The 22456-nt window shown below is 66.5% G+C and carries 19 protein-coding genes and 1 pseudogene; 6 read left to right on the plus strand and 14 right to left on the minus strand.

Annotated elements, in window-relative coordinates:
- Positions 1-20: 20 nt before the first annotated feature.
- The 12 genes from ACLMAJ_RS04285 to dop form a co-directional block, all read right to left on the minus strand.
- Entirely contained in the window at positions 21-800 is a 780-nt protein-coding gene (locus ACLMAJ_RS04285) for a DUF4333 domain-containing protein (protein ID WP_412012158.1), read from the minus strand.
- A gap of 150 nt (positions 801-950) precedes the next feature.
- Positions 951-3653, minus strand: coding sequence for a DEAD/DEAH box helicase (locus ACLMAJ_RS04290; protein WP_412012159.1), 2703 nt, complete (start codon positions 3651-3653; stop codon positions 951-953).
- A 2-nt stretch (positions 3654-3655) separates the two neighbouring features.
- Positions 3656-4609: a twin-arginine translocase subunit TatC gene (tatC, locus tag ACLMAJ_RS04295; RefSeq protein WP_412012160.1), complete on the minus strand. Its 954-nt coding sequence runs from the start codon at positions 4607-4609 to the stop codon at positions 3656-3658.
- 117 nt (positions 4610-4726) lie between these two features.
- A complete protein-coding gene (gene tatA, locus ACLMAJ_RS04300) occupies positions 4727-5008 on the minus strand; it encodes a Sec-independent protein translocase subunit TatA (RefSeq protein ID WP_412012161.1) in 282 nt (93 codons plus the stop codon).
- Between the two features lie 87 nt (positions 5009-5095).
- Positions 5096-6109 carry a 2-dehydropantoate 2-reductase gene (locus ACLMAJ_RS04305; RefSeq protein ID WP_412012498.1) on the minus strand — a complete coding sequence of 338 codons (1014 nt, stop codon included), beginning with the start codon at positions 6107-6109 and terminating at the stop codon, positions 5096-5098.
- Between the two features lie 11 nt (positions 6110-6120).
- Positions 6121-7110, minus strand: a complete 990-nt coding sequence (locus ACLMAJ_RS04310) for a helix-turn-helix transcriptional regulator (protein WP_412012162.1) — start codon at positions 7108-7110, stop codon at positions 6121-6123.
- Positions 7107-8102, minus strand: coding sequence for a helix-turn-helix transcriptional regulator (locus ACLMAJ_RS04315; RefSeq protein WP_412012163.1), 996 nt, complete (start codon positions 8100-8102; stop codon positions 7107-7109). The genes ACLMAJ_RS04310 and ACLMAJ_RS04315 overlap by 4 nt, the downstream gene beginning before the upstream one ends.
- A 143-nt stretch (positions 8103-8245) precedes the next feature.
- Entirely contained in the window at positions 8246-9604 is a 1359-nt protein-coding gene (pafA, locus tag ACLMAJ_RS04320; RefSeq protein WP_412012165.1) for a Pup--protein ligase, read from the minus strand.
- A gap of 183 nt (positions 9605-9787) precedes the next feature.
- Positions 9788-10573 carry a proteasome subunit alpha gene (prcA, locus tag ACLMAJ_RS04325; RefSeq protein ID WP_412012166.1) on the minus strand — a complete coding sequence of 262 codons (786 nt, stop codon included), beginning with the start codon at positions 10571-10573 and terminating at the stop codon, positions 9788-9790.
- Positions 10570-11367 carry a proteasome subunit beta gene (gene prcB, locus ACLMAJ_RS04330; protein ID WP_412012167.1) on the minus strand — a complete coding sequence of 266 codons (798 nt, stop codon included), beginning with the start codon at positions 11365-11367 and terminating at the stop codon, positions 10570-10572. Before prcB ends, prcA begins: the two co-directional genes overlap by 4 nt.
- 65 nt (positions 11368-11432) lie before the next feature.
- Positions 11433-11627: a ubiquitin-like protein Pup gene (locus ACLMAJ_RS04335; RefSeq protein ID WP_019047503.1), complete on the minus strand. Its 195-nt coding sequence runs from the start codon at positions 11625-11627 to the stop codon at positions 11433-11435.
- A gap of 161 nt (positions 11628-11788) precedes the next feature.
- A complete protein-coding gene (gene dop, locus ACLMAJ_RS04340) occupies positions 11789-13288 on the minus strand; it encodes a depupylase/deamidase Dop (RefSeq protein WP_412012168.1) in 1500 nt (499 codons plus the stop codon).
- Between the two features lie 213 nt (positions 13289-13501).
- On the opposite strand from dop, the gene ACLMAJ_RS04345 reads away from it, so the two are divergent.
- Positions 13502-14731 carry a DUF418 domain-containing protein gene (locus tag ACLMAJ_RS04345; RefSeq protein WP_412012169.1) on the plus strand — a complete coding sequence of 410 codons (1230 nt, stop codon included), beginning with the start codon at positions 13502-13504 and terminating at the stop codon, positions 14729-14731.
- 279 nt (positions 14732-15010) lie between these two features.
- Positions 15011-15538, plus strand: coding sequence for an NUDIX domain-containing protein (locus tag ACLMAJ_RS04350; RefSeq protein WP_412012170.1), 528 nt, complete (start codon positions 15011-15013; stop codon positions 15536-15538).
- 115 nt (positions 15539-15653) lie between these two features.
- On the opposite strand, the gene ACLMAJ_RS04355 is transcribed toward ACLMAJ_RS04350, so the two are convergent.
- On the minus strand, positions 15654-16538 hold the full coding sequence (locus ACLMAJ_RS04355; RefSeq protein WP_412012171.1) for an SAM-dependent methyltransferase: 885 nt from the start codon (positions 16536-16538) through the stop codon (positions 15654-15656).
- Positions 16539-17016: 478 nt separating this feature from the next.
- On the opposite strand from ACLMAJ_RS04355, the pseudogene ACLMAJ_RS04360 reads away from it, so the two are divergent.
- The 3 genes and pseudogenes from ACLMAJ_RS04360 to ACLMAJ_RS04370 all read left to right on the plus strand — a co-directional run bounded on the left by ACLMAJ_RS04360 (position 17017) and on the right by ACLMAJ_RS04370 (position 21484).
- Positions 17017-18826 (plus strand): annotated as a pseudogene (locus ACLMAJ_RS04360) (AMP-dependent synthetase/ligase).
- A gap of 48 nt (positions 18827-18874) precedes the next feature.
- Positions 18875-20092 carry a PucR family transcriptional regulator gene (locus ACLMAJ_RS04365; protein ID WP_412012172.1) on the plus strand — a complete coding sequence of 406 codons (1218 nt, stop codon included), beginning with the start codon at positions 18875-18877 and terminating at the stop codon, positions 20090-20092.
- A gap of 579 nt (positions 20093-20671) precedes the next feature.
- Positions 20672-21484 carry a helix-turn-helix domain-containing protein gene (locus tag ACLMAJ_RS04370; protein ID WP_412012173.1) on the plus strand — a complete coding sequence of 271 codons (813 nt, stop codon included), beginning with the start codon at positions 20672-20674 and terminating at the stop codon, positions 21482-21484.
- 9 nt (positions 21485-21493) lie between these two features.
- Here ACLMAJ_RS04370 and ACLMAJ_RS04375 read toward each other — a convergent pair whose 3' ends face one another.
- Entirely contained in the window at positions 21494-21904 is a 411-nt protein-coding gene (locus ACLMAJ_RS04375) for a hypothetical protein (RefSeq protein ID WP_412012174.1), read from the minus strand.
- Positions 21905-22101: 197 nt separating this feature from the next.
- Between ACLMAJ_RS04375 and ACLMAJ_RS04380 the strand changes: the two genes are divergently transcribed.
- Positions 22102-22401, plus strand: a complete 300-nt coding sequence (locus ACLMAJ_RS04380; RefSeq protein ID WP_412012175.1) for a DUF6412 domain-containing protein — start codon at positions 22102-22104, stop codon at positions 22399-22401.
- Positions 22402-22456 lie beyond the last annotated feature (55 nt).

The raw sequence follows: 22456 nt of genomic DNA on the forward strand, positions 1-22456 counted from the left end.
CGGGCGTTCCGGTAGATCAGTTAGTTGGGACGGCCGACTTCGTAGGTGCCGTCGTCCTTCGTGATCTTGACGGTGACCTTCTTCTCTTCACCGCTGACCTTCAGACTGCAGGTAAAGGTCGCATCGACCTCGACCTTCTGGCCGGAGGGGCAGGACACGTCGGCGACGTCCTGGATGCCGTAGGAGTCCGAGAGCACCTTCTTGACGCCGTCCTGCACCGCGGAGTTGTCCAGCTCATCCTTGCTGGTCAGCACCAGTATCAGCGCAACGATGGCGCCGATCACGAGCAACGCGCCAACGCCGAGGCCGATGAACAGGCCCTTGCCCTTGCCGCCGCCTTGCGCGGGGGTCTGCTGAGCACCCCATTGCGGCTGCTGAGCACCCCACTGTGGCTGCTGACCCTGCTGGGCCCAATCCTGTTGCGGCGGCTGCTGACCTTGCTGACCCCAGTCCTGCTGCGGCGGTTGACCGGGCTGCTGACCCCACTGCGGCTGATTCGGCTGACTCGCAGGCTGCTGGCCCCACTGCGGCTGGCTCGGCTGACTCGCAGGCTGCTGGCCCCACTGCGGCTGATTCGGCTGACTGGGCGGCTGCTGGCCCCACTGTGGCTGATTCGGCTGACTCGGAGGCTGCTCGCCCCACTGCTGGGTGGGCGGCGCAGTCTGCGGCGGCTGTTGCTGACCACCCCACGGCGACGGCGACGCGCCACCGGGCGCCTGCTGTCCGCCCCACTGCTGGGTGGGATCGTTGCGTCCCTCCCCGGGACCAGGGGCGTCGTTCGGTCCGTACGGGCCGCTCATCTGCTTGCCTCCACTCGCATCGTTGTACATACGGTAGCCCCCCGCGTGAGACTCGTCGCATTACAGGACCAATCCCATTTCCGAACCGATCCTGTCCGACTCCTCCGCCACGGTCGGTACGCGAAAGAAATCAAATCACAATCGAATCGCCTACGCCGCGTCCACCGCAACGACACCCCGTCGGATTGCCCGCACCGCCTTGGCGGCGGTCCCCGCGATCTCCGGGTCGTCGGCGGTGCCGTGAATCTGATCGAGCAGGTCGATCACCTGCCTGCACCAGCGCACGAAATCGCCCGCCGACAGCGGGGTGCCCCGATCGCCGCTGGCCAGCAACGACTCGGCCAACCCATCGCCTCGCGCCCATTTGTACACGCCGGTAACGAACCCGGCATCCGGTTCCCGGGTTGGCTGCAGCTTGTGCCGCGCCTCGTCCGTACGCAGTCGCGTCCACACCTCGATGGTGCTCCCGACAGCCCGTCGAATCGGCTCCGTCGGTCCGCTCGCGCCGAGATATCCACCCTCCTGGCGTGATTCGAAGACCAAGATGGACACCACCGCGGCAAGCTCGGCCGGACCGAGGCCGCGCCACAATCCCTCGCGCAGGCATTCGGCGACGAGCAGGTCGCTTTCGGCGTAGATGCGCGCCAGCCTGCGGCCCTCCGCTGTCACCTCGCCCTCGGCGACGAAGCCGCGCTCCTGCAGCAACGCGAGGATCCGGTCGAAGGTGCGGGCCAGCGAGTTCGTCGTCGCGGCAACCTTCTGGCGCATTGTCTCGGTCTCCCGCGCCAACCGGTTGTAGCGTTCACCGACCCGATTCATCTGCTCGCGATCGGTCCTGGTGTGCGCCGGATGCGAACGCAGACTGCGCCGCAGCGTATCCAGTTCCCGATCGTCGGCGGCGTTGGAGCGTGCGCCGCGCCGCGGCCGACCCGGCGCCGAGATTCCGGTGCTGCGCAGCGCCGAGGCGAGATCGCGACGCGTGCTCGCCGTGCGGTGGTCGACCCGCCGCGGCAACCGCATGTGGCCGAGTGCCTTCGCGGGCACCGGGAAATCGGCGACCGATACCCGCCCAGCCCATTTGTCCTCGGTGAGTACCAGTGGGCGCGGGTCCCCCGGCGTGGCATCCGGCTCCAAGATGACCGCGAGCCCAGCACGCCGCCCGATCGGAATAGCCACCACATCGCCGCGGCGCAGGGACGTCAGCGAGCTCACCGACGCGCCGCGGCGGTCCGAGCGGCTCTGCTGTTCGAGCAGCCGTTCCCGCTGCTTGATCCGCTCGCGTAGCGAAATGTATTCGAGGAACTCGCCATCCACGCCGCCGAGCTGAGTGCGCAGCTTGCGCAATTGATCTTCGTTACGTTCGATGCCGCGGACAAGCCCCACCACCGAGCGGTCGGCCTGGAACTGCGCGAACGAACGCTCGAGCAAAGCACGTGCCTCGTCGGCGCCCATCCGGTCGATCAGATTGATCGACATGTTGTAGCCGGGGCGAAACGAGCTGCGCAGCGGATAGGTCCGCGTCGAGGCCAGACCCGCCACCGCACTCGCGTCGACCTCGGGCTGCCACAGCACCACCGCGTGACCCTCGACATCGATGCCGCGGCGGCCCGCACGGCCGGTCAGCTGGGTGTATTCGCCGGGGGTGAGCTCCGCGTGTGTTTCACCGTTGTACTTGACCAGACGCTCGAGCACCACCGTGCGCGCGGGCATATTGATGCCCAATGCCAATGTCTCCGTGGCGAATACGGCCCGAACCAGCCCGCGCACGAACAGTTCCTCGACGGTGTGCCTGAAGGCGGGAAGCATGCCGGCGTGATGCGCGGCAAGCCCACGGTGCAGCGCTTCGCGCCACTCCCAGTAACCGAGCACCTCGAGATCGTCCTTCGGCAGATCTCCGGTGTGCTTCTCGATAATGGCGTCGATCGCCTCGGTTTCGTCGGCCCGGCTCAGGTCCAGCCGTGACCGCAGGCATTGCGCGAGCGCGCCGTCGCAGCCTGCCCTGCTGAAGATGAAGGTGATCGCGGGCAACAGCCCTTCCGCGTCGAGATTGGCGAGCACTTCTGGACGTGGCAGCGGGCGGAAGTCCCGGCGCGGGCCGCCACGGCCGTTGCGCGGCCCACCCCAGCCGTTTGCCCGGTCCGCTGTCTCGCGCTGGCGGATATAGCGGACCAGGTCCTCGTCGACAAGGATCTTCTGGTCGCTGGATTCGGTGTCGAACAGGTCGAACATCCGCCGCCCGACCATCACGTGCTGCCACAGCGGTACCGGGCGCGTCTCGTCGACGACGACCGCGGTATCCCCGCGCACGGTCTCCATCCAGGCGCCGAACTCCTCGGCGTTGCTCACCGTCGCGGACAGGCTGACCAGCCGCACATCGGGCGGCAGGTGCAGGATGACCTCTTCCCACACCGCGCCACGGAATCGGTCCGCGAGGTAGTGCACCTCGTCCATCACCACGAAGGCGAGCCCACGCAGCGCGTCAGAGGAGGCATAGAGCATGTTGCGCAATACCTCGGTGGTCATCACCACCACCGGCGCATCCGGATTGATCGACTGGTCACCGGTGAGCAAACCCACCTTGCCGCGGCCATGTCGTTCGGTGAGATCGGCGAACTTCTGGTTGGACAACGCCTTGATCGGCGTGGTGTAGAAGCATTTCCCGCCCGCGGCCAGCGCCAGATGCACGGCGAACTCACCGACGACGGTTTTACCCGCACCGGTCGGCGCACACACCAAAACCCCGTGCCCGCCCTCGAGGGCCGCGCAGGCGTTGCGCTGGAATGGATCCAGCGTGAAACTCAGCTCGGCGGAAAACTCTGCCAGCTCGCCTACCTGCGACCGGTGATATGACACCGTCAGAGGGTATCGGAGTAGTCCGACATCGGTCGCCCAGATTTCTCCGGCGGTTCGACGATCGACTCCGAGGGCCGGATCGGCTCGGGACCGCTCAGCGAGGACGCTTCCTCATCCGAGAGCGCTGCAAGACTTTCGCTTTCCTTGCGCGCGCGGCGCCGATCGTTGATCCGCGCGAACTGCACGGCCACCTCGAACAGGACGGTCAGCGCGAGGGCAAGGGCAAGCATGGAGAACGGGTCCTGCGGAGTCACGATGGCCGCGAACACGAAAAGTCCGAAGATCAGACCGCGTCGCCAGGCCTTGAGCCGCGCGTAGGTCAGCACCCCGACGAGGTTCAGTCCGACTATCAGCAGCGGTGTTTCGAAGCTGATGCCGAAGATGATCAGCAGCTGGATGATGAAACCGAAGTACTGCGAACCGCTCAACGCCGTGATCTGCGCGTTGTTGCCGATACTCAGCAGGAAGCTCAACGCATGGGCGACTACGACGTAGGCCAGGACCGCGCCCGTCGCGAAAAGCACCGTGCCCGACGCGACGAACCCGACCGCGTACTTGCGCTCCTTGGCGTACAGACCCGGGGTGATGAACGACCACAACTGGTACAGCCAGACCGGCGCGGCGAGCACGACACCGGCGGTCATACCGACCTTCATGCGCAGCATGAACTGCTCGAACGGAGCGGTCGCCAGCAACCGGCACGAGCCGTCCGGCGTCAGCGCGGCGCGCGCGGACGAGGGCAGTGAACAGTACGGCCCGATCAGCACGTCGCCGAGGCTCTCGATGCCGAAGATCGTGTGCGCGTACCAGAAGAAGCCGAACAGTGTGGTCACCAGGACCGCGGCGATCGAAATCAGTAGTCGGCTGCGCAGCTCTTGCAGATGCTCGACCAACGACATAGTGCCGTCGGGATTCGTCCTGCGCTTGCTGTGCCGAGGATCGAACGGGATTCGCATGGTGGTGTGTTGGCCCCTGGGTTGGGTGTGCCCGTATCGGCGGCGGCGCCGGCGATACGACGGGCAACAGCGCTATGCCCGGAGTGAGTTCGACTCACCCCGGCACTGAAGCTCGACTCAGAGCGACTTCGGCTGGGCGTGGGGCTCGGCGACCGTCGCCTGCGCGATGGTGGCCTGTGGCTGTACGACAGCCGTTGGCGGCAGCTCCTGGACCGGTTGCTGAGCCGGTGCGGGGCTCTCCGGGGTGGTGCTGTCGCTCTGCATCTGGCTGACTTCGCTCTTGAATATCCGCAACGACCTGCCCAGGCTGCGGGCGGCGTCGGGCATCCGCTTCGCGCCGAAGAACATCACGAAGAGCCCGGCGATAATCAGCCAGTGCCAGATGCTCAGACTGCCCATGGTTAACCTCCCAAGAATGTGGTAGCTCCGATGCTACCGGACCATGACGTGGGCGAACGCCCCCGTCGATACTCGTTTGCCGGGCGTTCAGCCCCGGCCCGTCGCGGCCGCCGTCCGCAGCTGTTCCAGCAGTTCCTGCCCCGTCCAGATGCGTCGGTCGCCGTGTTCGGCGGCCACGATCAGTTCGATCAGGCGTTGATTCACCGGTGTCGGCACCCCGACCATGGCGCCGAGGCTCAGAATTTCGCCACACAGCCAGGACATTTCGGTCTTGCGGCCGAGCGCGAGATCGTCGGCCATCGACGAGCGCGCGACCGGGTCGATCGCCAGCACCTGACCGGCCACCCGGTGGAAGACACTGTCCGGGACGGTCAGTAGCCGCGCCATCAGCCGGGGCGGCAGCGGCGTCAGCCTGGCCGGGCGAATTCGCGCTCTGTTCATCGCGTCGAGCGCCTCGTGCTGAGTCAGCGCCAGGCAGCGACGGTAGTTCCGGTCGGCAAGTTCCTCGCGCAGCGGCCTGCCCGACAGTGCGTTGATCGGATTGTTGAGATTGAGCAGCAACTTGGCCCACTGAACGGGGAGCAGGTCGGGATGCCGCCGCAGCGGCAGACCGGCCTGCGCGAAAAGCTCGACGAACGGCTTCAGCGCCGGATCGTCCTGCACCGCGAGCCCGCCGTCGGTACCGCGATGGAGGTGACCGTCCCCGTGCTGGACGACGTTGAACATCACCATGCCCGCCAGCACCGCGCAGGTGGGCAGGACACCCCGGATCACCGCGTCGTTGCCGATCCCGTTCTGCAGGCTCAACACCACGGTTCCCGGGCGGATCTTGCCCGCCAACGCGCGCACGGCCTCGGCGGTCGCCGCCGATTTCACCGTGATGAGCACTAGATCCGCCGACCCGACGTCCTCAGGTTCGGTGGCTACGTCGAAGCCGTCCCCGGCGACCACGTCCTCGCCGCCCTGGAGGTCGGTCAGGCGCAACCCGGACGCGGTGATCTCCTCCAGCATGCGAGGCCTGCCGACGAACGTCACCTGAGCGCCCGCCGCCGCCAGCTTGCCGCCGACGAAGGTGCCGATACTTCCGGCGCCCAGCACCATCACCTGACCGGTCACGCCGATCCGACTTCCGCAGGTCCGGCCGCTTCATACGCGGCAAGCGCGGCATTAGAGCGCTCCCGCACCGCGGCGACCAACTCCGGCGGACCGAGCACGGTGACGCCGGAGCCGAAGCCGAGCAGCAGCCGCGCCATCCAATCGAGGGTGGCGAACCGCATGCTGGCCTCCAGGCTGCCGTCGGGGTGCACGGCCAGGCGGTGCATCGGGTACTGATCGAGCACCCAGCCATAGTCGCCGCGAATCCGTAAGCGGGCCAAGGGAACCGCGGGATCGTCCTGGAACAGGTCGAGCGCGGCGGACTCCTCGGTCGCGTGGCTCGGTGGGCGGGCATGCTCGTCGAGTTCGGTGGCGGCCTCGATCCGGTCGAAGCGGAACAGCCGCACGCCTTCGGCCTGCCTGCACCACGCCTGCAGGTAACTGTTGTTGTCCACCAAGACGATCCGAATGGGATCGACGATCCGTTCGGAGACCACGTCGCGACTTGCCGAGTAGTAGACCAGCCGCAGCGCACGCTGGCGGGCCAGCGCCGAGCGCACCGTCGCCACCGCGGGCGCCTCGACCGGCGCGGTCTGTGGCTCCCCTCGCCCCACGCTGTCGGCGGATCCACCGTTCGAGATGGCCGATTCGATCTTGGCGATCGCCGCGTGCGCCGCCGTCGGATCGACCATGCCCGGCATATCCACGATCGAGCGCAATGCCACCAGCAACGCCGTCGCCTCGGTGGAGGTCAGCCGCAACGGCCGGTCGATGCCCGCGGAGAAGGTGACCTCGATGCTCTCCTCGGAGAACGACAGGTCGATCAGGTCGCCGGGACCGTAGCCGGGCAGCCCGCACATCCACAGCTGATTCAGGTCACCCATCAGCTGTTTGGTGGTGACGCCCAGATCGACGGCCGCCTCGGCGGCGCTGATGCCGGGATGGGCGATGAAATACGGGATCATGTTCAGCAATCGCGAAAGCCGAACGGACAAACGCGAACTCACGCGGTAACCTCCGTGCGATCGAAGACCGAGCGTAGTCTCGCGACGACATCGGCGCGCAGCTCCTCCGGTGCCAGCACCACCGCGTCCGGACCGAGCCCGGTGATCAACCGCGCCAGCCAGTCGCGCGAGCGAATGGGCAGCTCGACCACAACACCATGGCGGGCGCCGATCGTCTGTTCGCCGGTAATCAGGCCGAGCCTGCGGATCTCACGGCCACGGTCGTCGGCCACCCACACGGTGGCCGAACCGGTCACCGGTGCGCTGCCGGTGACGGTGTCGACGATCGCGCGCAGATCGACACCGTCCGGCTTATCGACCGCGTTCGGCGGACCGTAGGCGGTCACATCGTCGCCGATCCGCGACAGCCGGAAGCTGCGCACCGCGTCCCTGTCCCGATCGTGGCCGACGAGGTACCAGCGGCCGTGATGGGTCACCACGCCCCACGGCTCCACCTCACGCATGAGATACGGCGCGTTGACGGCGCCACGGTGCTCGAACCGCACCGCCTGACCCGCGTCGATGGCCGTCAGTAGTTTGCCGAGGACCGGCTCCGAGCCTCGGGTCCGCGCGGGCACCGCCGGCACCGACGCCACGGCCGCATCGGTCTCGACATGAATGCCCGCCGCACGCAGCTTGAGCAGCGCGCCCTCCGCGGCCGCGGCGAGTTCCGGCGATTCCCACATCTGCACAGCGACCGCGACGGCGGCGGCCTCCTCGCTGCTCAGGTCGATCTCGGGTAGTTCGTAGGCATCGCGGTTGATCCGGTAGCCCTCCATCGTGGAGAACCGGCCCACCGGACCCACTTCCAGGGGAATGCCCAGGTCACGTAGCTCGTTCTTGTCCCGCTCGAACATCCGGCTGAACGCTTCGTCGCTGATCGACTCCTCGTAGCCGGCGACGCTGTCCCGAATCCGCTCCGCGGTCAAGAACTGCCGGGTCGACAGCAGCGCGATGACCAGATTCATCAGCCGCTCGACCTTGGATATCGCCACCCGAACAGGGTAATGGGCCAGGCTCCCGAGCGGCGCGGCGGCGCACTATTCGTGCGCGCCGGCCATGTCACATCTACCGCGGATATGATCGTGGGCCCTGGTTCGTCGCGACGAACCAGGGCCCACGATCAGGAGCCTGCTTGCTACATCGAGGCGATGAGCCGATCGACGCGTTCGTCGACCGAACGGAACGGGTCCTTACACAACACGGTGCGCTGGGCCTGGTCGTTCAGCTTGAGGTGCACCCAGTCGACGGTGAAGTCGCGACCGGCCTCCTGCGCGGCGGTGATGAAATCGCCGCGCAGCTTGGCCCGTGTGGTCTGCGGCGGGGTGTCGACCGCGGCATCCACGGCCTCGTCCTCGGTGACCCGTTTGGCAAGGCCCTTGCGTTGCAGCAGGTCGAAGACACCGCGGCCGCGCTTGATGTCGTGGTAGGCCAGATCCAGCTGAGCGATCTTCGGATCCGACAGCTCCATGCCGTAGCGGTCCTGATAGCGCTGGAACAGCTTGCGCTTGATCACCCAGTCGATCTCGGTGTCGACCTTCGCGAAGTCCTGCGCCTCGACCGCGTCCAGGGTCCGGCCCCACAGCTCGACGACCTGGTCGACGTGCGGATCGCGGTCACGGTTGCGCAGGTGCTCGACCGCGCGGGCGTGATATTCGCGCTGGATGTCCAGTGCGCTGGCCTGCCTGCCGCCCGCGAGCCGCACCGGCCGCTTGCCGGTCAGATCGTGGCTCACCTCGCGGATGGCGCGGATCGGGTTGTCCAGGGCGAAGTCGCGGAACGAGACGCCCGCCTCGATCATTTCCAGCACCAGCGAGGCCGTGCCCACCTTGAGCATGGTGGAGGTCTCGGACATGTTCGAGTCGCCGACGATCACATGCAGGCGGCGGTATTTCTCGGCGTCCGCGTGCGGCTCGTCGCGGGTGTTGATGATCGGTCGCGAACGGGTAGTCGCCGAGGACACCCCCTCCCAGATGTGCTCCGCGCGCTGCGACAGGCAGAACGTGGCCGCCTTCGGCGTCTGCAGGATCTTGCCCGCGCCGCAGATGAGCTGGCGGGTGACAAGGAACGGCAGCAGCACATCGGAGATCCTGGAGAACTCACCGGCACGCACCACGAGGAAGTTCTCATGGCAGCCATATGAATTGCCCGCCGAGTCGGTGTTGTTCTTGAACAGATAGATATCGCCGCCGATACCCTCCTCCGCGAGGCGCTGTTCGGCGTCGATCAACAGCTCCTCCAGCACTCGCTCGCCCGCCCTGTCATGGGTGACAAGCTGCGCAAGGTTGTCGCATTCGGCCGTGGCATACTCCGGATGCGACCCTACATCGAGGTAGAGCCGAGCACCGTTGCGGAGGAACACGTTCGAGCTACGGCCCCAGGAAACTACCCGGCGGAACAAATACCGGGCTACCTCGTCGGGGCTGAGCCTGCGGTGTCCGTGGAAGGTGCACGTCACACCGAATTCGGTCTCGATCCCCATGATTCGTCGCTGCACACCATCGACATTACAGCCATGTCATGCACTCGCGTGGAGCTGCGGACAACCCGGATGCATACGTCTTCACAACGATTTCGCATGTCAGTGCAACATTAGCCGGAAAAGTACCGGCAACGAGCAAGGCCCCGGCGCTCCGTAGTACGGAACACCAGGGGCCTCGACGAGACTATGCGGCGACGATTACTCCGGCTTCGGAGCGTCCTCCGCCTCCGCGGCGGCGGTAGCTGCCGCAGCCTTGCTCTTATTACCCGACTTACTGCCGGCAAGCAACCCTTCCAGGGCGGTAGCCGAGATCCGCCGGAACGCCCGCCGTGGCCGCGCCTGCTCCAGCGTGGCGACCTCGAGCGAGCTCACCCCGAGTACGCGCTTTTCCTTGTCCGCGCCCTCGGGAACCCCCGCCGTCAGCGCCTTGACGGCCACTCCGATGGCGGAGGAAAGGTCGAGCCCGGACTGATAGGACTCCTTCAACGCGGTGAGGATCGGCTCGGTCGTGCCGCCCATCACCACGTATTCGCGCTCGTCCACGATCGAACCGTCGAAGGTGATCCGGTAGAGCACCGAGGTCGGCGACTGCTCCGGATACCCCACTTCGGCCACACAGATCTCCACCTCGTACGGTTTGAGCTGGTCGGTGAAGATGGACCCGAGGGCCTGTGCGTAGGCATTGGCCAGGCCACGACCGGTGACATCGCGCCGGTCGTACTGATAACCCTTCAGATCGGCCTGCAGGATGCCGCCGCGGCGCAGCGCCTCGAACTCGTTGTACTTACCCACCGCGGCGAATCCGACGCGGTCGTACAGTTCGCTCACCTTGTGCAGCGTCGCCGACGGGTTCTCGGCGACGAACAGCACACCCTTGTCGTACACCAAAACGATGACACTGCGACCACGACCGATGCCCTTGCGCGCGAGTTCGGTCTTGTCGCGCATGATCTGTTCGGCCGACGCGTAATACGGCAGTGTCATGCGCGAGCACTCCCCTCTTCCGCGGCCGCACGGTCCGCGGCGATCCCGCGAGCGATCTCCGCCAAGCGGTCCTCTGTCACCAGATCGGCACCCTCTTCGTTGACGACGATCGCCGTCGGATAGATGCCGCGCACAATATCTGGACCGCCGGTGGCAGTGTCGTCGTCGGCCGCGTCGAAGAGCGACTCGACAGCGATGCGCAGCGCGCGGTCCTCGTCGATTCCCTTGGCGTACAGCTTCTTCAGCGACGACTTGGCGAAGTTGGAACCGGAACCGACCGCGGCGTAGCCGAAGCGTTCCTCGCTGCGACCTCCGACCACATCGTAGGAAACGATGCGGCCCGCTTTGTCCGGGTCGGTGGCGTACTCGTCGTAACCGACAAGTACCGGTACCACCGCAAGCCCCTGCAGCGCCGCGGGCAGATTGTCCCGCACCATCTTCGAGAGCTTGTTCGCCTTACCGTCGAAGGTCAGCGAAACGCCTTCGATCTTCTCGTAGTACTCGAGCTCCACCGCGAAAAGCCGCACCATCTCGATGGCCATACCCGCGGTACCCGCGATGCCCGCCGCCGAGTAGGTGTCGGTGATGTACACCTTCTCCATGTCCCTGCTGGCCAACAGGTTTCCCATGGTGGCCCGCCGGTCACCGGCGATCAGTACGCCACCTCGATAGGAGACCGCGACGATGGTGGTTCCGTGCGGAGCCAGGTCCTTCGCGGCGGTGCCACCGGAGATTCCGGTGACCCCCTCTATCGCGGCGAATCTGTTGCCGGGCAACAGTTCCGGTGCATGCATGCGTAGGTGTTCGGTGAATGACGAGAGCGCGTGTCCCGGGTGGAGACGCAACGGGTCACCTGCTGTCACTGGCCGCCCTTCTGCACGTACGCACGAACGAAGTCTTCCGCGTTCTCCTCGAGCACATCATCGATCTCGTCGAGCAGGTCGTCGGTCTCCTCCGCCAGCTTCTCGCGGCGCTCCTGTCCGGCGGCGTCTACGCCCTCCGGGCCCTCATCCTCGTCGCCGCCCCCGGCGCGCTTGGTCTGCTCTTGTGCCATCGCAGCCGACCTCCTCTGTCCTCATCATGACCAGGGCTCATGGTCCGAGCACGGCCCTGATCATGAGCAATGTCCGTGCTCGTCCTTCAACACTACCCAGCGACACCGACACGGTGTCGTATTCCGTGCCGATGTGCGGCCGAGTCGACACCCGAATGGGCTCAGGTTGTCAGCTGTTCGACAAGTTCGGCGGCGGTGCTCACACCGTCGAGCAGCTTACCCACGTGCGCCTTTGTCCCGCGGCGCGGCTCGAGCGTCGGGATGCGCACCAGCGAATCACCGCCGAGATCGAAGATCACCGAATCCCAGCTCGCGGCAGCGATATCGGCGCCGAAACGACGCAGGCATTCGCCGCGGAAGTAGGCGCGAGTGTCGGTGGGCGGCATGGTCATCGCGTCCAGGATCTGCTGCTCGGTGACCAGTCGCTTCATCGAGCCGCGAGCGACGAGGCGGTTGTAGAGGCCCTTGTCGAGCCGCACATCGGAGTACTGCAGGTCCATCAGGTGCAGCTTGGGCGCGGCCCACGTCAGGCCCTCACGCTTGCGCATGCCCTCGAGCAGGCGCAGCTTGGCGGGCCAATCGAGCAGGTCGGCGCACTCCATAGGATCGCGTTCGAGCAGGTCGAGCACCATCGCCCAGTTCTCGATGATGTCGCGAACCCTCGGGTCATCGTCGGCGGTGCGTGCCACGTACTTCTCCACCCGGTCCAGGTAGATGCGCTGCAACGCCAGGCCGGTGAGCTCGCGGCCGTCGGCGAGCGCCACCGTGGCGCGCAGCGTCGGGTCGTGCGAGATCTGATGCACCGCAGTGACAGGGCGGGCCAGCTGCAGGTCCGACAGATCCTCGCCCGCCTCGATCAGATCGAGCACCAGCGCGGTGGTGCCGACCTTGAGGTAGGTGGACATCTCGGCCAGGTTGGCGTCGCCGATGATCACGTGCAGCCTGCGGTACTTGTCGGCGTCGGCGTGCGGCTCGTCACGGGTATTGATGATGCCGCGCTTGAGGGTGGTCTCCAGGCCGACCTCGACCTCGATGTAGTCGGAGCGCTGGGACAGCTGGAAACCGGCATGGTCACCGGACTGGCCGATGCCGACGCGACCGGAACCCGTGATCACCTGACGCGACACGAAGAACGGGGTGAGCCCGACGATGATCTGGTTGAACGGGGTGTCGCGGCTCATCAAGTAGTTCTCGTGGGTGCCGTAGGAGGCGCCCTTACCGTCGACATTGTTCTTGTACAGCTGCAGCCGAGGGGCGCCCGGCACGCTCGACGCGTGCCGTGCCGCGGCCTCCATCACTCGCTCGCCCGCTTTGTCCCAGATCACCGCGTCCATCGGGTCGACGACCTCGGGTGCCGAGTACTCGGGGTGGGCGTGGTCGACGTACAGCCGCGCGCCGTTGGTGAGGATCATGTTCGCCGCACCGACCTCGTCGGCGTCGATCACCGGAGCGGGACCGTTCATCCGGCTCAGATCGAAGCCACGCGCGTCACGGAGCGGCGACTCCACCTCGTAGTCCCATCGGGTCCGCTTGGCGCGCGGCACACCTTCGGCCGCCGCATAGGCGAGAACCGCCTGGGTGGAGGTGAGGATCGGGTTGGCGGACGGCTCGGTGGGGGTGGAGATGCCGTATTCGACCTCGATGCCGATGATGCGCTGCATAGCACCGAGCCTAGTGTGCGGTCATGCGAGGCCGTCGACAGTCCCGCAGTTGGCCGAACGCGGCGCGGCCGTCGCCCGTGCCCACTCGAGGAGGTTCGTTCGCGGCACCTGCGACCGATCGCAGGCGTCGACCATCCGGAGGACCTCAATCTCATACTGTGGGTGGTACTTACGGAGGATCCGCGCAGGACGCGGCGGACGGATATTCGGACCATGACCGAATCGATCGCCGACCCCCAGCCGGATATCGCGGGGCGACACCAGAAACCGGACGCGATCGGCACTCCCGCGCCGACTCCGGCCACGCCGTCGCGACTCGTCGCGCTGGACGTGCTGCGCGGCATCGCAATCCTCGGCACCCTCGGCACGAATATTTGGATCCTCACCGATGCCGAGGGTCTGCTCGGCTACATCGGTGAGCTGAGCGAGCCGGCGACGGGCTGGATGTGGGCCGAACGGGTCATGCAGCAGGTGGCCCAGGGCAAGTTCCTCGGACTGCTGACCATCATGTTCGGCATCGGACTCGCCATCCAGCAGGGTTCGGCCGCGCGGGCGGGCCGCCGCTTTCCGGGTACCTACCCGTGGCGGGCCGGGCTGCTTTTCCTCGACGGCCTGCTGAACTTCCTTTTCATCGCCGAGTTCGACGTGCTCACGGGGTACGCGGTCACCGGGCTGGTCGTCGCCTATATCCTCGCGACAAGCCAACGGGCGCAACGTCGTTGGCTGATTGTCAGCGCGAGTGTCCACATCATGATGTTGACGCTGATCGCGGTCGGCATGGCGTTCGCTGCTGGGCAGGACTCGACGCCACGGGAGGCGCTGGATCCCAATCCCTATGCCGACGGATCATTCTGGGATCTGGTGCTTTTCCGGTTGCAGAACGTCGGCGCGTTCCGCCTCGAGACGATCTTCGTGTTCCCCATGTCGATCGCATTGTTCCTGGCCGGTGCGCGACTGTTCCATGCCGGGGTATTCCGGACCGAGGGCGCGCGAATCCGAAAGCGGCTCATGGTCGCCGGGTTTGCGGTTGCCGCGCCGCTGGATCTGATCGTCGGTGTACTCGGTGGCGGGGACATGCTGCTGTTCACTCGGTACGGCACGGCACCGTTCGTCGCCTTCGGCATCCTGGCCTCGGTCGCGGAGCTCTATCTGCGCCGACCACGCGTCGGATTCATCGGCCGCCGTCTCACCGAGGTCGGCCGCGCTGCGCTCAGCTGCTACATCTTGCAGAACCTGGTGGCGTCGATCCTGTGCTACGGCTGGGGTTTCGGGCTCGCGACACGGTTCTCTCCCGAGAGTCGCATTCCGTTCACCGTCGGTATCTACCTGATGGTCGCGCTGATCATCGTCGCCTTTGCGCACCTGTGGCTGCGCCGCTTCGAGCGCGGGCCGGTGGAGTGGTTGTGGAACACCAGCTACCGCGCCATCACTCGCGAACGCTGAAGTCACTCGCAAAGGCCGAGCTCGCGACGAATCGGCGACGTACACCGCACCGGTCCAATCCAGCGCGAGCGTCTATGACTTCATTGCCACCGAATGGCAGGACACCTCCGACGGCGCGGACCCTGCGGGTGTCGCCACCATCGGCGAGGGCAGCTTCATCATGCACCCCGACCACCCCGCGTCCCACCCATTGCCCGCCAAGAAAGGCCGCGAGGCGCACTTCAATCACATCCATATGCAAATCGGCAAAACCGGCACCGAATAGCTACCGTCGTAGGTGTGACGCTCGCCGACCGATATCCCTTGCTGCACACCCCTACTCGCTGGGAATGGGGCGGTTTGGACGTCTTGTTCGCCACCGACCCGCCACCTGACGAACTCGTCACCAACATCCACGCCATCTGTTTCGTCGGCGACGAGATCGTGCTGTGCCGCGACGACCGTGACGTGTGGCTCGTCCCCGGCGGCACCCGCGAGTCGGGCGAGAGCATCGAGGACTGCCTGCGACGCGAGCTGCGCGAAGAGGCCGGTGCCACCCCGGTGGGTCCGGTCCGATGGCTCGGCGCCCACTACGCGACCACCGATCATCCCGCGCCCTACCGCGATTGGCAGCCGCACCCGCACAAGGCGTGGCTGTGGTGTGCCGCCGACGTCGTGCTGGATTCGGCTCCGAGCAATCCTGATGACGCCGAGAACATCCTCGAGGTGCGCGCGTTCCCGATCCCCGAGGCGATCGCGCTCTCGCGCACCGATGGCGATTACCTGGCCGAATTACTCGCGCTCGCCGTGGAACTGCACCGCCCGTAGTTCCTCCGGCGCGCGGGCCGAGGGTTTCCTGCCGGGCCGGCAGATCGCCGACGAGGGTGTCACGGTCGAGCGGAACACCGAGGCTGCGCGCGTTTCCTGACCGCCGGGGTGCGCCCTACCGTTGCGCTGTGATGAACAGGGTCGAGCGCATCGGTCCCTCATCCAAGGGCCGCTGGTACTGCTGCCCCACGTCGGTGGCGAGCGCCGTCGAGACAGTCCAGCCGTGCTCGGTCAACCAACGGTCGGCATGGTAGTTCTCTTGGTCGGGCCACAATTCGGTCACGTCGAGGCCCATCCGCCGGCCCATCCGACTCCAGATTTCCTCGAAATTCGGATCCCGGCGTAGCGCCGCCATGTCCTCGATGGATTCGATCGAGATGCTGCTACCGGGCGCCGTCAGATCGTGCACCGTGGACAACAGCAGATCTTTCGCCACGTTCGGCAGAAACGGCAACAACCCCTCCGCCAGCCACGCAGAACGCCGCGAGGGATCGAACCCAGCGTCCAGCAGCGCCGGTGCCCACTGTTCACGCAGATCCACAGCGACCGTCCGACGCTGGGCGCGGGCTGTCGCATGCTCGGCTGCCAGCACCCGGTCCTTGAAGGCCAACACCTTCGGCGCGTCGATCTCATAGACCACGGTCCCCGCCGGCCAGCCCAAACGGTGGGCGCGGGTATCCAAACCGGCGGCAAGGAGCACCATCTGATCCACCCCCGTCGCAGCCGCAGTAGCGAAGTACTCGTCGAAAAAGCGCGTCCGCACCCCCATGTACGTCGCCATCGACGCCCACGGGATCTCGGGATCATCGACATCCACCGCATCCAACCGGGTAGGCATCGGCACCGGCGGGTTCGCGGCCTGCACAAAAGCCTCCGCATACGGATCGCATATCAGGCTGTCGTCGCGGTGCGTCTCCATCGCCCGCCCTGCAGCCACCCCCAGTGCGGTCAGCCCCACGCCCGTGACGATATCCCACTCCGCTGAACCCGAGTCCGTCATGGTTGCCGACGATATTGCAGCGCGCACCACGCTCGCCGTACAACACGCCGACCGCCGGTACCAGAGTGGTACCCGAGCGAAGCGCCTGTGGATGGCGTCGCACGCCTGGCGAGAATGTCCAGCCAGACGCTGTTAGCAGCGGTTTTACACGAAGCAGAGCTGTTTACGCCGGTCTCGTGCGCGACCTCGACAGTGGTCGAGAGGCGATCGGCCGTAAGCCGAGGACCCGCCCGCGGGGTGCCATATCACCCCCGGCCGCGCCGGATTTGAGCAATTCGATCGAAGATGAAGTGTCAGCGCGAATTCCAGCCATCGAGCCGATGAATTTGGTCAAGTGCACAGCCGCGCGGGCAACAGTCTTGGCGTTTGCCGCTACCGCCGCAGCTCGTTCATGCGGTGAGGTAAGTGGTGACAATGAGGTCAACCGCGTCGCCACGACGACGGTTCGGCCCGCCCGTTGTGAGCAAAAGGTTGGGTCTTGGTTTCATCGACAGTCCCGGCGGGCGCGGCCCGGCCGGACACACTGTGTGCCGCGTTCCAGGCGAATGCCGCGAAATATCCGGACGCGGTCGCATTGCGCACCATTGGCGGCGGGGTCGCCATCACCTGGCGCGAATACGCGAAGCGAGTGCGCACCATCGCGGCAGGGCTGGCCGGGCTCGGTGTGCGCCCCGGCGACACTGTCGCGCTGATGATGACCAACCGCCCCGAGTTCCATCTGTGCGACACCGCCGTTCTGCACACCGGCGGCACCCCGTTCTCGGTGTACAACACCAACCCCGTCGACCTGCTCGCCTATCAATTCGGCAACGCGGGCAACAAGGTGGTGATCTGCGAGCGTCAGTTCGCACCGCAGATTCTCCAGGCCGTGGCCAAGGCTGCGGAGCAGGGCAACGTGGTCGAGCACGTGATCTGCGTCGACGAAGCGCCCGACGGCACCGTGGCGCTCTCGACCGTGGAGGCGGCCCCACTGGATGGCTTCGAATTCGAAACCACCTGGCGTGCGGTGAAATCCGACGATCTGCTCACCATCGTCTACACCTCGGGTACCACCGGCCCACCCAAGGGCGTCGAGCTCACCCACACCAACTTTATCGAAAACGCGCGCATCATCGAACAATTCGGCGGCAGCGGACCCGACGACCGGGTCATCTCCTACCTACCCGACGCGCACGCCGCGAACCGGTGGTTCGCGCACTACCTGACCATGCTCGAGGGCGGCGAGATCACCACTGTCGCCGACCTGAAGACGGTGGTGCAGGCACTGGCCGAAGTGCATCCGACCGTCTTTCTCGGCGTACCGCGTGTCTGGGTGAAAGTCAAAGGCGCACTGGAGGATCAGTTTGCCGCCGAGAGCCCGATCAAGCGCCGGCTCGTGCGGTGGGCGATCGGCATCGGCCGCGCGAGGGCCCGCGCGACCTCGGACGGCCGCGCCCTCGGCCCGCTCGATCGACTCCAGCACCAGCTCGCCGAACGGCTCGTGCTCGCCGCCATTCGCGAACGCCTCGGCCTGGATCGGGTGCGTGTCGCGGTCACCGGATCGGTGGCCATCCCGCCGGAGGTGCACGAGTTCTTCCTCGGTCTCGGTCTGCCGTTGTGCGAGGGGTACGGCATGACCGAATGCACCGCGGGAGCCACGTTGAACGGGCCGGAGCGGGTCAAGATCGGCACCGTCGGCACGCCGCTGCCCGGCGCGGAGGTGACGCTCGGGACGGACGGCGAGGTGCTGATCCGCGGCAAGATGGTGATGCGCGGCTACCGCAACGACCCGGAGAAAACCGCGGAGACCGTGGACGCCGATCGCTGGCTGCACACCGGCGACATCGGCACCATCGACGCCGATGGCTACCTCTCGATCGTCGATCGCAAGAAGGAACTGATCATCAACGCGGCGGGCAAGAACATGTCGCCGTCCAATATCGAGAACACCATCACCGAGAACTGCCCGCTGGCGGGCACCGTCGTGGTGATCGGCGAACAGCGCCCGTACAACACCGCGCTGATCTGCCTGGACCCCGATCTGGCGGCCGCCTTCGCGCAACGCAACCAGCTGCCCGAAACCACCATCGCCGAGCTGGCAAAGAATCCGGAGGTTCTCGCCGCGATCGAACAGGGCATCGCGGCAGCCAACGCCGAGCTCTCCCGCGTGGAGCAGATCAAAAAGTATCTGGTGCTGACCGAGGTGTGGGAGCCAGGCGGCGACCTACTGACCGCCACCGGCAAAACTCAGGCGAACCCCGATCGCGACCCGCTACACCGATACCATCGAGTCGCTGTACTCGAAGTAGTCCAGGACGGAGGACAGCAATGATGCGAGCGCGGACACGGAGATTCGGATGAGCGATGCTGGCGAAGCCCCGCTCATCGGAGCCGACCGGGCGCGGGTGTCGCGCACATCGCGGGTGTTCGACGATTTGCACCGCAGGGCCGCGTCGATGATCGAGGGGTTCTACACGGCGCTGCCGCCGTATCAGCGGCTACCGAAATCGCTTGTCGAGACCGACTTCGCCCGAGGGACGAAGCTCAACGTCGACCTGTTCTTCGAGTACCTGCGCCGCGACGCGGAGCCATCGGAGGAGGACACCAGGGAACTCGTCGAGCTGGCGATGGAGCGGATGCGCGACGGCACCTCGCTGCCGGAGGTGCTCGATCGCTACCGGCTCGGCGCGTCGTTCATCTGGGAGCGGCTGCGTGAGTCGGCCTCGCCGACCGAGCGCGAATTGCTACTGGACGCGTCGCTGGTGCTGCTGAAATACGTCACGCTGGTGACGGGGCGCATCGCCACCGCAGCCACCCAGCGTTCGCACGATCCCCGCTGGGAGCTGCTCGAGCGCAGGCGCGGCATCGCCGATGCCCTGCTCACCGGTCGCGACCCGATCGAATGGGCCAATGACCCGGTGATCCCGGTGGCCGACGCTTTCCTCGTCGCGGTATTCCGCCTGTGCGGCACCCGCGGCGGGCCCGCCGCGGCGCTGCGGCACCGGGTCGAGGCGATCCCCGGTGTGTTCCTGCGCCTGGACGCGGGCGGCTGGACCGCGCTGATCCCGCTGCCGCCGGGCGACGACGGCACGGCCACGCTGACTGGGCTCACCGCACGGATGCCCGCGCAGCTTCCCGGCCGGCCGCCGCCGTACTGGGTGGGAGCCGGCGCCGCACACTCACGTACCGAGATTCCCACGATGTTCGCCGAGTCGCGGGTGCTCGCGGAGCTCGGCCGCTGCTTGGCTCGGCGTGAAATCCTCTGCCGCAGAATGAATTTGCAGTTCGAATACACCGTCGCGGTGAGCGACGCGGCCCGGCCCGGCCTCGCCGCGGTGCTCGCACCGCTCGACGCGCAACCGATACTTGCCGAGACGCTCGAGGTCTTCGTAGACAGCGGCTTCAACCAACTCGCCACCGCACGCGCACTCAGCGTGCACCGCAACACCGTCACCTACCGACTCTCGCGCGTGCACGAACTCACGGGCCTCGACCCACACCGGCCCGCGGACGCGATGACCCTCTCGGCGGCCCACCTCGCGCGCCGCCTCGAGTCCGCCCACTTCGCTCCCTGAACATCGACTGTTCAGTCGGTGCGCAAGGGATCGACACCGATGTTGGTCACGAGCCGACGCGACACCTCGTACCGAGTCGACTCGGGGTGCCCCGCAACACATTCGGCCCCATTTCTGCTACTGGAGCCGTAAAGCTTCCGCAAACCTGGGATGAATTCCACGTGGCTCGAACTTCCGATCGCAGCACACTTCCAGTTACCTGAAATGTGGTTCCCGACACCGATATCCGCCTCGTCGCACGGCCCGCGGTGCGAGCAGGCCCTCGAGAGGAGCTGCGCGGCCTGCTCCGAACCACACTCGACAATGCCTGCACCCCATACAGTTTCGCGCCGCACTTCCTCGCTGCCATCAGTCGTGCCGAAACATCCACCGTGGTCGTATGATTCGACCACGGGATCTGCGAGCTATGGTTCACCCGCGACGACGACGGTCTCGCACTGCACACCCGAGACCCCCACGGCTCGGCCGTTGATCGCCGAGTTCCTCGATCGGGTCGCCGATACCCTGACAACCGCCGCGCGGCCGGGATAGTCTCGGCGGGGATCCGAACCGGGATTCGTAGTCTGCCGGGAGCATCCGATGATGAAGGCTCTGGTTACCTCGACCTCACCCCGCGCCGCGGGCACTGCCACCGGGCAGGCGCGCGAAGCACGCCGAGACAGCACCGCACTGTTGCGGGCAGGCGTGCTGGCCTTCGGCGGTCCGATCGGTCCGACCACGTTGCACGCCCATCACGCGGTGCAGATCGTCACCACCAGCACCCCGGTGATCATGGTGGACGCCAGCGGTATTCGTCACCAGGGCACCTACGTGATCGTGCCCGCCGATGCGCCGCACCGGATCACCACGGGCGCGGAGTGCGGCACCGCGATCTATCTCGATCCCGAGACCATCGCGGGCGCGGCCGCCGACCTCAGGGCGCACACCTACGGGTGGGCCGACAACGCGCACTCGCTGCCGGTCGATCCCGTGGCGGCGGCGCTCGCCGACGTGGTGGCCGACGTCGTCCGCGATCTCCAGCACGATGGGCGGTGCGGCATCGAGACCGAACGGCACGCCGCGGTGACCGAAGCTTTGGGGTTGCTACCGGCTCTGGTCCGCAATGGCCCGGTCCGCGGTGCCGACGTCGCACGCAAGCTGGGTATATCGGCGACCCGGCTGACCCATCTGTTCACCGAACAGATGGGAATCCCCTTGCGCCCCTATATCCTCTGGCTGCGTTTGCACGTCGCGGTGACCCGGGTCCGATCCGGCGACGACCTCACCGCCGCCGCGCATGCCGCCGGCTTCGCCGACAGCGCCCAACTGGCCCGTACCTGTCGCCGCACCTTCGGGCTGCCCGAGTCCGCGCTGAGCCGCCAGGCCGAGTGGGATCTCGGCGACGAGTCCTGACCTGATCGATCAGCGGGTCCGGGTGAACCAGGCGCTGGAGTCGCCCTTGCACAGCAGTACGACGACAACCATCGATAGGCCGAGGCCGAGGAAACCCGTCAGTGGTCCGATGGCGACGAGCCCGAGGCAGACGAAGGCTTCGAGCGCGGCGAGGGCGACCCCGATCACCTGGGCCGATCGACCGACGATGCCGAACGCGCAGGCGACGACGGCAAGCACCCATGCGAAGAAATATCCGAATACCATGGCGCCGGCCAATTCGAAGTTCTCGGCTCGCCAAGCGATGATTGTCAGCGTTGCGCCGAATGCGGCGAGAGACCAGGCGGCCAATCGGGCCGAATGCACGGTTCCCGGCATGCGCATTGCGGGTCGTGAAATTTCCTGGTGCGTCGAGTCGTCGGGGACAGATTCGTAACTCACCGCGCACTCCTCCATTCACCGGTCAAAACGAATGACACCTGTGTGGAGCTTCCGGCGAACCATAACGTCGGCGCTTGTTTTCACCGACCCGACGCGCTCGAAAAGTGGTCACCCAGCGAGAGGATGTGGCGCCGACCGGATACCCCCAGGACGAAGTCCGCGCATGGCCGGAGCGAAGGCGCAGGTACGCTCGGGGAATGTTCGCGCGGGTTCAGCTCTCCACGGTTGCGGTTTTCGCACTCGTGCTGCCTGCGCTCGCCCTGATCGTGGCTCCTACGAACGAGCACGGCTCGCTTGCCTTGTTCGGCGTGGTCGCTGCCTCGGTGGTCTTCGCGCTCATCACGTTGCAGACCACACGCAGGCTGCCGCTACTGGTAGCCAGGTCCGGCCCGCCGCCCTCCGCGCAACGCAGACGGCGTGGCTCCTTTCTGCGCCAGAGCAATCCTGATACCGAGGGTCGGCCGCGCCCTCGAGCGCCCGGTCTCGTCATCGCCTGACGGCTACCTCGCACTCGCGGCGGGGTGTCGTCGGCGTTCCGGCTGACCATTCCCG

It is taken from the genome of Nocardia arseniciresistens (assembly GCF_046764875.1).
In the GTDB taxonomy this organism is placed as follows: Bacteria; Actinomycetota; Actinomycetes; order Mycobacteriales; family Mycobacteriaceae; genus Nocardia; species Nocardia arseniciresistens.